The organism is Vallicoccus soli (assembly GCF_003594885.1).
Classification (GTDB): domain Bacteria; phylum Actinomycetota; class Actinomycetes; order Motilibacterales; family Motilibacteraceae; genus Vallicoccus; species Vallicoccus soli.
Genome location: NZ_QZEZ01000001.1, coordinates 1,065,034 through 1,077,888, shown reverse-complemented (window position 1 = coordinate 1,077,888; position 12,855 = coordinate 1,065,034). Strand labels below are relative to the sequence as shown.

The window sequence follows — 12,855 nt, the reverse complement described above, 5'->3', positions numbered from 1 at the left end:
GCCGGGGCGTCGGGGTCGTACGGGTGGTGCGGCGGTGCGGGTGCTGCCGGGCGGCGGAGCGTGGCTCCGACCGGTCAGCGGACCTCGTCGACGTCGAGGAAGTCGACGCGGACCGAGCGCCCGCCGCCGAGGGCCCCGAGCACGGTGCGCAGCGCCTTGGCGGTGCGCCCGCCGCGCCCGATCACCTTGCCGAGGTCGTCGGGGTGCACCCGGACCTCGAGCACCCGGCCCCGGCGCAGGGCGCGGTCGCGCACCTGCACCTCGTCGGGGTGCTCCACGATGCCCTTGACCAGGTGCTCGAGGGCCTCGTCGAGCACGTCAGCCCTCGGTGGCCGGGGCGTCGGCGGCCGCGGCCGCCTCGGCGGGGGACACGGCCGAGTCGGGGGCGGTCTCGTCGCCCTTGCGCCCGCCCCGGGGGGTGGTCGCGCCGCCGTCGCCCTGCGCCTCGGAGGACTTCGCCGCCGCCTCGAAGGCCGCGCGCTTGTCGGCCCGCGGGGCCGCCGTGCGCAGGGTGCCCTCCGCGCCCGGCTCGCCCTTGAAGCGCTGCCAGTCGCCGGTGACCTTGAGGATCGCCTGGACCGGCTCCGTGGGCTGGGCCCCCACGCCGAGCCAGTACTGCGCCCGCTCGGAGTCGACCTCGATGAGCGAGGGCTCCTCCGTCGGGTGGTACTTGCCGATCGTCTCGATCGCCCGGCCGTCGCGCTTGGTGCGCGCGTCGGCGACGACGATGCGGTAGTGCGGGGCCCGGATCTTGCCCAGGCGCATCAGCTTGATCTTGACTGCCACGGAAGTGGTGTCTCCTGCCACATCGGGTACGGGTGGGCGTCGGGCGCCGCGTGGGGGGCGGTGCCGTCGGCCCGGTGGACGCGTCCCGTGCGGGGAAGAGGGCCCGTGCACGAGTCGGTTCAGCCTGCCATTGTGCCAGACGCCGGGGGGTGCTCCGGCCCGCGCGGGACCTCCCGCCCTCCCCCGCGCCCACCCCGTCGCGTGCGCCGGGCGCCCGCCGCTCAGCGCTGCGACGGCGGCAGCATCCCCTTGAGCTCCGGCGGCAGCTCGAGGTCGGCCGGCACCTCCAGGGCGCCGGCGCGGCGCTCGGCCGAGCGCTCGGCGGCCTGCTGGAGCTCGAGGGCCCGCTTGGCGGGGTTGCCCGAGCGCGCCCCGCCCTTGCGCCCGCCCTTGCCCTTCTGCTTCGGCGCCGCGGCCATGGCGCGGCCGCGGGACTTCTTGCCGCCGCCGCCCATGCCCGGCATCCCGGGCATCCCCGGCATGCCCGGCATCCCGCCGCCGCCCGCGAGGCTGCGCATCATCTTCTGCGCCTCGGCGAAGCGGTCGACCAGGCCGTTGACGTCCGAGACCTTGGTGCCGGACCCGCGGGCGATGCGCGCGCGCCGCGAGCCGTTGAGGATCTTCGGCGCGGCGCGCTCGGCCGGCGTCATGGACTGGATGATCGCCGTGACCCGGTCGAGCTCGCGCTCGTCGAGGTTGTCGATCTGCTCGCGGAACTGCCCCATCCCGGGCAGCATCCCGAGGATCTTGCCGAAGCTGCCCATCTTGCGCACGGCCTGCATCTGGGCGAGGAAGTCGTCGAGGGTGAAGTCCTCGCCGCTCTGGAGCTTGCCGGCCATCTTCGCCGACTGCTCGGCGTCGAAGGTCTTCTCGGCCTGCTCGATGAGCGTGAGCACGTCGCCCATGCCGAGGATGCGCGAGGCCATGCGCTCGGGGTGGAAGACGTCGAAGTCCTGCAGCTTCTCGCCGTTGGACGCGAACATCACCGAGCGGCCGGTGAGCTGGGCGACCGACAGCGCCGCACCGCCGCGCGCGTCGCCGTCGAGCTTGGTCAGCACCACGCCGTCGAAGCCGACGCCGTCCAGGAACGCCTGGGCCGTGACGACGGCGTCCTGGCCGATCATGGCGTCGAGGACGAAGAGGACCTCGTCGGGCTGCACGGCGTCGCGGATGTCCGCGGCCTGCTGCATGAGGTCGGCGTCGATGCCGAGGCGCCCGGCGGTGTCGACGACGACGACGTCGTACTGCTTGGCCCGCGCGTGCTCGAGCGAGCCGCGCGCGACGGCGACCGGGTCGCCGACGCCGTTGCCGGGCTCGGGGGCGTACACGGAGACCCCGGCCCGCTCCCCCACCACCTGCAGCTGGTTGACGGCGTTGGGGCGCTGCAGGTCGGCGGCGACGAGCAGCGGCTGGTGGCCCTGCTCGCGCAGCCAGAGGGCGAGCTTGCCGGCGAGCGTGGTCTTGCCCGCGCCCTGCAGGCCGGCGAGCATGACGACGGTCGGCGGGTTCTTCGCGAAGCGCAGCCGGCGGGTCTCGCCGCCGAGGATGCGCACCAGCTCGTCGTTGACGATCTTGACGACCTGCTGCGCCGGGTTCAGGGCCTGCGAGACCTCCGCGCCCCGGGCGCGCTCCTTGACCGCGGCGATGAACGCCTTGACGACCGGCAGCGCGACGTCGGCCTCGAGCAGCGCGACGCGGATCTCGCGCGCGGTCGCGTCGATGTCGGCGTCGGAGAGCCGGCCCTTGCCGCGCAGGTCGCGGAAGGTCGCGGCGAGGCGGTCGTGCAGCGTGTCGAACACAGGCGTCCCTCGAGAGAGGCGGTGGGATGGGCCCAGGGTAGCCGCCGGGCGCGGGCCCGGAGCCCGGCCGCGGGCGCCCGGGGGGGGCGTCAGCCCGCGACGTCGCGCAGGATGCGCGCGGTCTCGCGGGCGCGGTCGTCGGTGAGGGGCCGGCCCTCGCCGTCGACGACGTAGAACACGTCGACCACCTCGGCGCCCATCGTCGCCACCCGCGCCGCGCGCACGTCGAGCCCGGACAGCGACAGCGCCCGGCCGAGGCGGTGCAGCAGCGCCGGGCGGTCGTGCGCGCGCACCTCCAGGACGGTCGCGCTGCCCGAGGCCCCCGGCACCACCTCGACCCGGGCCGGCTGCACCGGCACGCGGACCGGCCCCCGCGCGGCCTCGCGGCGGTCGAGCAGGCCGTTGACGTCGAGGCGGCCCTCGAGGGCCCGTACGAGGTCCTCGCGCAGCCGGTCGGCGACGGGCTCGTCGTCGTACTCGGGGACGACGAGCCAGGTGTCGACCGCGACGTCGGCGCCCTCCCCGGAGGGCGCCGGGCGCGTGCGCATGTCCGCCGAGCGCACCGACAGCCGGTGCAGGGCGAGCACGCCGGCCGCGGCGGCGATGAGCCCGCGCTGGTCGGGGGCGACGACGGTGACCGCGTGGTGGCGCCCGCGGGCCCGTACGGTCAGCAGCGGCGCCCCGTCCTCGGCGACCCGCGCGACGAGGTCGGCCTGCTCGGCCAGCTCGGCCTCGCGGGGCGCGCCCGGGCCGGGCTGCTCCCCCCGCAGCGCCGCGCCGGCGCGGCGCACGAGGTCCGCGACGAGGCCGGCGCGCCAGTCGGTCCACACGCCGGTGCCCGTCGCGACCGCGTCGGACTCGGTGAGCGCGTGCAGCAGCTCGAGCACCTGCGCGCTGCCGACCGCCTGCGCGACCGCCGCCGCGGTGGCGGGGTCGTCGAGGTCGCGCCGCGTGGCGGTGTCGACGAGCAGCAGGTGGTGCAGCACGAGGTCGCACAGCACGTCGACGTCGACGGGCGCGAAGCCCATCCGGCGCGCCAGCGGGCGCACGATCTTGGCCCCCTCGCGGGAGTGGTCGCCGCGCCGGCGCCCCTTGCCGAGGTCGTGCAGCAGGGCCGCGACGAGCAGCAGGTCCGGCCGGTCGGTGCGCCGCGCGCGGGCGGCCGCCTCGACGGCCGTCTCCACGAGGTGGCGGTCCACGGTCCAGCGGTGCACGGCCGTGCGCTGGGGCCGGCTGCGCACCGGCGCCCACTCGGGCAGCAGCGCGGTGACGACGCCCTCCTGGTCGAGCGCCTCCCACACCGCGCGGGTGCCGGGACCGGCCCCGAGCAGCGCCACGAGCAGGTCGCGCGCCTCGTCCGGCCAGGGGTCGGGCAGCGGTGGGGCGGCGGCCAGGCGCGCCACGGCCCCGGGCGAGAGCGGCAGCCCGCGCTGGGCGGCGGCGGCGGCGGCCCGCAGCGGCAGGACGGGGTCGTCGGGGCGGGCGCCGTCGCCGAGGACGACCTCGCCCTCGTGCTCGAACAGCCCGCCCCCGAGCGGGACGAGGCGCGGCGGGCGGCGCAGGCGCAGCCCCCGCCGCGGCGGGGCCAGCACGCGCTCCACCCGCCGCCAGGTGACGTCGGCGGCGTAGTCCACGGTGCGCGCGGCGCTCGCCACGACCCGCAGCACCGAGTCCGCGTCGGCCAGGCCGAGCCGCGAGGCGACCGCGTCCTGCTCCTGCAGGAGCAGCCGGTCCAGCGCCCTCCCGGTCGTCAGGTGCAGCGCGTCGCGCACGTCGAGCAGCTGCTCCAGCGCCCCGTCGACGTCGCCGTGCGGCCGGTCGGCGACCCACGAGGCCGCGACGGCGCGCAGGCAGTGCACGTCGCGCAGGCCGCCGGCGCCCTCCTTGAGGTCGGGCTCGAGCGCGAACGCCACGTCGCCCGCGCGCTCGCCGCGCTCGCGGCACCCCTCGCGCAGCGCCGGCAGCCGGCGCCGGGCCGCCGCGCGCCAGTCCGCCAGCACCTGGGCGCGCAGGGCCTGCACGAGCCCGTCGTCGCCGGCCACGCAGCGCGCGTCGAGCAAGCCCAGCAGCGCGGGGAGGTCCTCGGTCGCCACGGCGCGCGCCTCGGCCGGACGGCGCACCGCGTGGTCGAGGCGCACCCCCGCGTCCCACACCGGGTACCAGACCGCGTCGGCCACCGCGGAGACGCCCTCGCGCCCGTCGTGCAGCAGGAGCAGGTCGACGTCGCTGCCCGGCGAGAGCTGGCGGCGGCCGTACCCGCCGACCGCGACGAGGGCCAGGCCCTCGTCGTCCCAGCCCGGGGCGGCGCCGGCGACCCCGCGCAGCCAGGAGTCGGTGAGGTCGGCCAGGGCGCGCCGGCGGCCCGGCCCGGAGGGACCGGGCCGGGCCAGCAGGCGGGCGCGCTGGGCCCCGTACGAGGCCCCGAGCTCGGCGACCAGACCGCTCACCGGGGCCCCCGGCCGGCCCGGGGGCCCCGGGGGCTCCGGTGGTGGCGGCTCACAGCGCCTCGGGCCCCCGCTCGCCCGTGCGCACCCGCACGGCCGTCTCCACGGGGACCGACCAGACCTTGCCGTCGCCGATGCGCCCGGTCTGCGCGCTCTTGACGACGACGTCGATGACGTCCTGCGCGTCGGCGTCGTCGACGAGCACCTCGATGCGGACCTTGGGGACGAGGTCCACGGTGTACTCGGCGCCGCGGTAGACCTCGGTGTGGCCCTTCTGCCGGCCGTAGCCGCTGGCCTCGGTCACGGTGAGGCCGTTGACCCCGAAGGACTCCAGGGCGGTCTTGACGTCGTCGAGCTTGAACGGCTTGATGACCGCGGTCACGAGCTTCATGCGTCCACCTTCTGCCCGGGGATCTCGCTGGTGGGGGTGGTGCTGCGGGTCGGGTGGAAGCCCGAGCCGGTGGGGCCGGTGCCGAGCTCGTACGCGGACTCGGCGTGCGTCGTGACGTCGACGCCGGTCACCTCGTCCTCCTCGGTGATCCGGAAGCCCATCGCCACGTCGACGGCCTTGGCGATGACCCAGGAGAGCACGAAGGAGAAGGCGAGGACCGCGAACGCGCCGACGGCCTGGCGCCAGAGCTGGTCGACCCCGCCGCCGTACAGCAGGCCGGCCACGCCGGCCGGGGTGCTGTCCGAGGCCAGCAGGCCGATGAGCAGGGTGCCGACGAGGCCGCCGACGAGGTGCACGCCGACGACGTCGAGCGAGTCGTCGTAGCCGAAGCGGTACTTCAGCCCCACCGCGAGGGCGCACACCGCGCCGACGACCGCGCCGAGGACGATCGCGCCGACGGGCGTGACCGAGGCGGCGGCGGGCGTGATGCCGACCAGGCCCGCGACGACGCCGCTGGCCGCGCCGAGCGAGGTGGCGTGCCCGTCGCGCAGGCGCTCGACGAGCAGCCAGCCGAGGACGGCCGCGCCGGGGGCGACGAAGGTGTTGATCCAGGCCAGCGCGGTGAAGTCGTTGGCCGCGACGGCGGAGCCGGCGTTGAAGCCGAACCAGCCGAACCACAGCAGGCCCGCGCCGAGCATGACGAGCGTGAGGTTGTGCGGGCGCAGCGGCTCCTTGCCGAAGCCGATGCGCTTGCCGAGCACGAGCGCGCACGCCAGGCCCGCGGCACCGGCGTTGATGTGGACCGCCGTGCCGCCGGCGAAGTCCAGGGCCAGCAGGTCGTTGGCGATCCAGCCGCCGAGGCTGTCCTCGCCCGCGGTGGCGCCGTCGAAGGCGAAGACCCAGTGCGCCACCGGGAAGTAGACGACGACGGACCAGACGGCCACGAAGACCATCCAGGCGCTGAACTTCGCGCGGTCCGCGATGGCGCCGCTGATGAGCGCGACGGTGAGGACGGCGAAGCAGCCCTGGAAGCCGACGAAGACCAGGCTCGGGATGCCGAACACCAGCGAGTCGGCGCTCATCAGGCCGTCGAGGCCGAGGAACTGCGTGGGGTCGCCGAGCAGGCCGGCGCCCACGTCGTCGCCGAAGGCCATGGAGTAGCCGAAGAGCACCCACAGGACGGTGACGACGGCCATCGCGCCGAAGCTCATCATCATCATGTTGAGCACGCTCTTGGCGCGGACCATGCCGCCGTAGAACAGGGCGAGGCCGGGGGTCATGAGCAGCACGAGCGCTGCGCTCGTGAGCAGCCAGGCGGTGTCGCCGGCGCTGAAGGCTTCGGGCATCGGACGGGACTCCCTCGAAGAGGTCGGGACCAGGAGGTCGGAACGCTCCCCAGGAGGGTCGGCCCGCCGTGTTGCGGGTCGTGCCCGCCGCTGTTTCCGGGCCGTGACGTCCGGCACGGCGCGGTTACGGGTCCGTTACGGCCACGACCCCGGCCCCCGCGGCTCGCACCGCCGGGGCCGGGCTCGTCACGGCCGGTGACGCCCTCGGGCGCACGGGTCAGTCGGCGAGCAGCGCGTCGACGAACGCGCCCGGCTCGAAGGGGGCGAGGTCGTCCGCGCCCTCGCCGAGCCCGACGAGCTTCACGGGCACCCCCAGCTCGCGCTGCACGGCGACGACGATGCCGCCCTTCGCGGTGCCGTCGAGCTTGGTGAGGACGATGCCGGTCACCTCGACGACCTCGGCGAACACCCGGGCCTGGACGAGGCCGTTCTGGCCCGTCGTCGCGTCGAGGACGAGGAGCACCTCGTCGACCGGGCCGTGCTTCTCCACGACCCGCTTGACCTTGCCGAGCTCGTCCATGAGGCCGGCCTTGTTCTGCAGGCGCCCCGCGGTGTCGACGAGGACCACGTCGGCCTCGGCCTCGATGCCGGCCTTGACCGCCTCGAAGGCGACGCTGGCGGGGTCGCCGCCCTCCGGGCCGCGCACCGTCGGCACGCCGACCCGCTCGCCCCAGGTCTGCAGCTGGTCCGCGGCCGCGGCGCGGAAGGTGTCGGCGGCGCCCAGCAGCACGTCCTTGTCCTCCGCGACGAGCACGCGGGCGAGCTTGCCCACCGTGGTCGTCTTGCCGGTGCCGTTGACGCCGACGACGAGGACGACGGCCGGGCGCCCGTCGTGGCGCGCCGTGCGCAGCGAGCGGTCCAGGTCAGGCCCGACGAGCGCGACGAGCTCCTCGCGCAGCAGGTCGCGCACCTCCTGCGGGCTGCGGGTGCCGAGCACCTGCACGCGGGTGCGCAGGCGCTCGACGAGCTCCTGGGTGGGGCGCACGCCGACGTCGGCGGAGAGCAGGACGTCCTCGACCTCCTCCCAGGCGTCCTCGTCGAGGTGGTCGCGCGAGAGCAGCGCGAGCAGGCCCCTCCCCAGCGAGGTCTGCGAGCGCGCCAGCCGGGCGCGCAGGCGCACGAGACGGCCCTGCACGGGCTCGGGGCGCTCCAGCGCCGGCGCCGGCTCCTCGAGCACGACGTCGTCGGGCAGCTCGACCGTGTCGACGGTGCGCAGCGGCGTGTCGCGCGGCACCTCGGCGTCGTCGCCGACGCCGGGCGCGTAGTCGGTGCCGGGCCGCGGGCGGGTCGCGGGCGGGGGCGGCAGCTCGCGGCGGCGCCGGCGGGCGCCGGTGAGCAGCCCCACCGTCGTGCCGACGGCGACGACGAGGACGGTGATGCCCAGGATCAGGTAGTCGACGAGGTCCACGGGGCCGCAGTCTCCCAGACGACGGCGCCCCCGCCCGCACCACCGCCGCGGCGGGGGCGCGCCCGCGGCGCCGGGGCGCGCTCGGGCGGGCTCGGCCGGCCGGGCGCGGGCGGCTCAGGCCGCGTGGCGCGCCGGGCCCGCCCCGCTGCGGCGCGCCGGGGCGGCCGCCGCGGCGCGGCTCCGCGGCGCGGGCGGCCGTACGGGCGGCCGGGCCGGGACCCGGTGCTCGGTGACGGGGGCGGGGGCGGTGACGGGGGCGGGGGCGGGGGCGGGCCGCTCCTCGGCGAGCCGCTGCGCCGCCAGCCGCTCGGCCTGCGCCCGCTCGGCGGCCCGCCGGGCCGCCGCGGCCTCGGCCGCGGCGGCCGCGGCGGCGCGGCGCTCGGCCCGCTCGCGGACCGCCGTGGCGTGGCGCACGGCGGCCGCGCGGCGCCGCTCGTCGCGGCGGAGCCGGGCGGCGGCCAGGGCCGCCGCCGTCGCGCGGGCGGCGGCGCGCGCCCGCCGGGCGAGCAGGAGCACGAGGCGCACGGGCAGCACGACCGGGGCGGTGAGCACGAGCAGGGTGAGGCGCACCGCCCGCTGGACCCGGGTCTCGACCCGCAGGAACCGCTCGGCGGCGCGCCGCGCGGCGTCGGGGTCGGACAGCACCCCGTACGCCGGCGAGGCCTCCCCCTCCGGCAGCGCCCGCCGGGCCCGCTCGCGCAGGTCGTTGACGACGGGGACGGCACCGACGCGGCTCGGGCCCGCGGCGAGCACCAGCACGACCGCGCCGACCACCGCGATGACGACCAGCGAGACGCCCAGCACGAGCATGCGCCCATGATGCAGCGCGCACGCCCCCGCGCCCGTGCACGTCGCGGGGCCCGGCGCGTCGCCCGGCCCCGGCGCGCGGGCCGTCAGGCGCCGACGCCGGCCGGCGCCCGCTCCGCCTGCTGGGAGGGCGCGGCGGCGGGCGCCTCCCCCGGCTCGCGCAGCCGCTGGCTGATCACCGTGGTCACGCCGTCGCCGCGCATCGAGACGCCGTACAGCGCGTCGGCGACCTCCATCGTGCGCTTCTGGTGCGTGATGACGATGAGCTGGGAGGAGGCGCGCAGCTCCTCGAGGATGACGAGCAACCGGCCGAGGTTGGTGTCGTCGAGCGCGGCCTCGACCTCGTCCATGACGTAGAACGGGCTCGGGCGGGCCTTGAAGATCGCCACGAGCAGCGCGACGGCGGTGAGCGAGCGCTCGCCGCCGGACAGCAGCGAGAGCCGCTTGACCTTCTTGCCGGGCGGGCGCGCCTCGACCTCGATGCCCGTGGCGAGCATGTCGTCCGGCTGCGTGAGCACGAGCCGGCCCTCGCCGCCCGGGAACAGTCGGGCGAAGACGTGCTCGAACTCGCGCGCGGTGTCCTCGTACGCCGCGGCGAACACCTCCTGCACCCGGGCGTCGACCTCCGCGACGATGTCGAGCAGGTCCCTGCGCGTGCTCTTGAGGTCCTCGAGCTGCTCCACGAGGAACCGGTGCCGCTCCTCGAGCGCCGCGAACTCCTCGAGCGCCAGCGGGTTGACCCGGCCCAGGCGGGCCAGGGCGCGCTCGGCGGTGCGCAGCCGCTTCTCCTGCTCCGCGCGGACGTACGGCGCGGTGCGCGGCTCCGCGTCGTCGTCGTGCGGCCCGGCGGCGGCGCCCTCGGCGCCCGCCTCCCCCTCGGGCCGCGGCAGCGGCACCGGCCGGTGGGGCCCGTGCTCCTCGACGAGGACGTCCGGGTCGACGCCGAGCTCGTCGCGGATGCGCTGCTCGAGCGCCTCGGTGCGCAGCCTGTGCTCGGTGCGGGCCACCTCGTCGCGGTGCGCGGCGTCGACGAGGCGCTCGAGCTCCTCGCCGAGCGCCCGCTCGCGCCGGCGCAGCTCCCCCAGCGCGCCCTCGCGGGCGCCGCGCGACGCCTCGGCCTCGTCGCGGGCCGCGGCGGCTGCGGTGAGCGAGCGGTCGAGCACCTCGAGGACCCGTGCCGTGGCCGTGGCCACGGCGGTGGCCAGCTCCACCTCCTGCAGGCGCCGCGCGCGGCGGCGGGCCGCGCGGGCCCGCGCCTCGCGCTCCTGGCGGGCGGCCCGCTCCAGGCCCTCGGCGCGCCCGCCCAGGCCCTTGACCCGCTCCTCCGCCGTGCGCGCGGCGAGGCGCAGCTCGGTCTCCTGCCGGCGGGCCTCCACGGCCACCGCGGACAGCCGGTCGCGCTCCTCGTGCCCCGGCTCCCCCTCGTCCGGGGCGGCCTCGGCGGCGGCGAGGCGCTCCTGCAGCCCCGCGAGCGCCTCGCGGTCCGCGGCGAGCTGGGTGAGGGCCGCCTCGCGCGCCCGCTCGAGGCGCTGGGTCTCCCCGCCCGCGGCGCGCACGGCGCCGCCGAGCTGGGCGAGCTGCTCGGCGACGGCGGACATGCGCGCGTCGGACTCGTGGAGCCGCTCGAGGCTGGCCTCGACGCGCTCGGCCGCGGCGCGGCGCTCCTCCTCGAGGCCGCCGAGCTCGAACCGCAGCCGCTCGCAGCGGTGCGCCGCCTCCGTGGCCGCGGCCTCGGCCGCGTCGACGGCGGCCTGCACCTCCAGCAGCGACTGGCCGGCGCCGGCGCCACCGGCCGCGCTGGCGCTGCCGAGGACGTCCCCCAGGGACGTCACGGCCACGAGCGCGGGGTGCTCGGCGACGAGCGCCCGGGCGGCGTCGAGGTCCTCGACGGCGACCGCGGCGCCGAGCAGGCGCCGCACCGCCCCGGCGAGGCCGTCCGGGGCCGTGACGAGCTCGAGCACCGGCCGGGCTCCCGCGGGCAGCCCGCCGGCCAGGGCGGGCGCCGGCGCTCCCGGTGCTCCCGGTGCTCCGCCGCCGACGAGCAGGGCGGCGCGCCCCGCGTCGGCGCCGCGCAGCGCCGCGAGCGCCCCCGCGGCGGCGGCCGCGTCGGCCACCGCGACGCCGTCGGCGACCGCGCCGAGCGCCGCCGCGACGACGGCCTCGTGCCCGGGCTCGACCTCGAGGAGCTGCGCGACGGTGCCGAGCACGCCGCGGGGAGCGCCGTCGGTCGCGCCGTCGGTCGCGCCCAGCAGCGCGCCCGTGCCGTCGCGCACCAGGCCCTGGCGCAGGGCGTCGCGCCGGGCCGTGGCCGCGGCGCGCTCCCGCTCGGCCTCCTGCTCCTGCACCCGCAGCGCCGCGAGGCGCTCCTCGGTGGCGCCGAGGGCCGCCGCGGCGTCCTCGTGCGCCGCGTCGAGGTCCTCCTCGCCCTCGTCCAGGCCCGCGACCTGCGTCTCCAGGGCCGCGTAGTCCTGCTGGGCGCGGCGGGCGCGCTCGGCGGCGCCGGCGAGGGCCTCGCCCAGGCGGCCGGCCTCGGCCTCGCCGGCCTCGACGCGGGAGCGGCGCGCGTCGACGGTGCCGCGCAGCCGGGCCAGGCCCTCCCGGCGGTCGGCGGCGGCGCGGGCGGCGGCGACGACCCGGCGGTCCTCCTCGGCGAAGGCGCGCTCGGCGGCCTCGCGCTGCGCCAGCGCCTCCTCGAGGCGCCCGCGCAGGGCGGCGACCTCGGCGGTGAGCGCGGCCTCCTCCTCGCGCACCCGCGCGGCCGAGCGCTCGAGCTCCTCCGGGTCGCGCCCTCGCGGGTCGTCCGCCCCGTCCTGCGCCGACGCGGCGCGCAGCCGCTCGCGGGCCAGCCCGGCGGTGCCGCGCAGCCGCTCGCGCAGGGCGGAGAGCTCGAACCACGTCTGCTGCGCCCGCGCCAGGCGCGGGGCGGCGTCGCGCCCCTGCTCCTCGAGGGCGCGCTGCTCCCCGGCGACCGCGGCGAGCGCGCGCTCGGCCTCCTCGCGGCGCTGCTGCAGCGCGGCGCGGTCCTCGCGCCCGGCCCCCGCGGACGAGCGCAGCTGCACGAGGTCGTCGGCGAGCAGCCGCGAGCGCGCGTCGCGCGCGTCGGCCTGCACCGTCGCGGCGCGGCGGGCGAGCTCGGCCTGGCGCCCGAGCGGGCCGAGCTGGCGGCGCAGCTCCGCGGTGAGGTCCTGCACGCGCGTGAGGTTGGCCTGCATCGCGTCGAGCTTGCGCAGGGCCTTCTCCTTGCGCTTGCGGTGCTTGAGGACGCCCGCGGCCTCCTCGACGAAGCCGCGCCGCTCCTCGGGCGAGGCGGAGAGCACCGAGTCGAGCTGGCCCTGCCCGACGATGACGTGCATCTCGCGGCCGATGCCGGAGTCGCTGAGCAGCTCCTGCACGTCGAGCAGGCGGCAGGACTGCCCGTTGATGGCGTAGTCCGACCCGCCGTTGCGGAACATCGTCCGGGTGATCGTCACCTCGGAGTACTCGATCGGCAGCGCCCCGTCGGTGTTGTCGATCGTCAGGCTGACCTCGGCGCGGCCCAGCGGCGGGCGCCCGGCCGTGCCGGCGAAGATGACGTCCTCCATCTTGCCGCCGCGCAGGGACTTGGCCCCCTGCTCGCCCATGACCCAGGCGAGGGCGTCGATGACGTTGGACTTGCCCGAGCCGTTGGGCCCGACGACGCACGTGATGCCCGGCTCGAAGCGCAGGGTCGTCGCGCTCGCGAAGGACTTGAAGCCCTTGAGCGTCAGGCTCTTCAGGTGCACGCGCTCGCCTCGCTGGGGGACGGTCCGGACGGCGACGACCGTACCCCGGCCCCCGCGCGCCGAGGGGGGCGCCGCGCGGTGCGGCGCCCCCCTCGGGCGGTGGTGCGGGTCGT

9 protein-coding genes are annotated in these 12,855 nt (G+C 77.9%); all 9 read right to left on the bottom strand.

The annotated features are described in order from the left end of the window. Window positions 1-74: 74 nt before the first annotated feature. Window positions 75-317 carry an RNA-binding protein gene (locus tag D5H78_RS05045; protein ID WP_119949181.1) on the bottom strand — a complete coding sequence of 81 codons (243 nt, stop codon included), beginning with the start codon at window positions 315-317 and terminating at the stop codon, window positions 75-77. Between the two features lies 1 nt (window position 318). Then, entirely contained in the window at window positions 319-786 is a 468-nt protein-coding gene (rpsP, locus tag D5H78_RS05040) for a 30S ribosomal protein S16 (RefSeq protein WP_119949180.1), read from the bottom strand. A 221-nt stretch (window positions 787-1,007) separates the two neighbouring features. Then, the gene (ffh, locus tag D5H78_RS05035; protein WP_119949179.1) at window positions 1,008-2,585 is read right to left on the bottom strand and encodes a signal recognition particle protein; all 1,578 of its coding nucleotides are present in this window, start codon (window positions 2,583-2,585) and stop codon (window positions 1,008-1,010) included. An 89-nt stretch (window positions 2,586-2,674) separates the two neighbouring features. Further along, the gene (locus tag D5H78_RS05030) at window positions 2,675-5,032 is read right to left on the bottom strand and encodes a [protein-PII] uridylyltransferase (protein ID WP_119949178.1); all 2,358 of its coding nucleotides are present in this window, start codon (window positions 5,030-5,032) and stop codon (window positions 2,675-2,677) included. Window positions 5,033-5,081: 49 nt separating this feature from the next. Next, the gene (locus D5H78_RS05025) at window positions 5,082-5,420 is read right to left on the bottom strand and encodes a P-II family nitrogen regulator (RefSeq protein WP_119949177.1); all 339 of its coding nucleotides are present in this window, start codon (window positions 5,418-5,420) and stop codon (window positions 5,082-5,084) included. Then, the gene (locus D5H78_RS05020; RefSeq protein ID WP_119949176.1) at window positions 5,417-6,766 is read right to left on the bottom strand and encodes an ammonium transporter; all 1,350 of its coding nucleotides are present in this window, start codon (window positions 6,764-6,766) and stop codon (window positions 5,417-5,419) included. Before D5H78_RS05020 ends, D5H78_RS05025 begins: the two co-directional genes overlap by 4 nt. 217 nt (window positions 6,767-6,983) lie before the next feature. After that, window positions 6,984-8,174, bottom strand: coding sequence for a signal recognition particle-docking protein FtsY (gene ftsY / locus D5H78_RS05015; RefSeq protein ID WP_119949175.1), 1,191 nt, complete (start codon window positions 8,172-8,174; stop codon window positions 6,984-6,986). A 114-nt stretch (window positions 8,175-8,288) separates the two neighbouring features. Beyond that, window positions 8,289-8,984 (bottom strand): hypothetical protein, encoded by a 696-nt coding sequence (locus D5H78_RS05010; RefSeq protein ID WP_119949174.1) that lies wholly within the window; start codon window positions 8,982-8,984, stop codon window positions 8,289-8,291. A gap of 83 nt (window positions 8,985-9,067) precedes the next feature. Beyond that, entirely contained in the window at window positions 9,068-12,742 is a 3,675-nt protein-coding gene (gene smc, locus D5H78_RS05005; protein WP_177891099.1) for a chromosome segregation protein SMC, read from the bottom strand. Window positions 12,743-12,855: the final 113 nt, after the last annotated feature.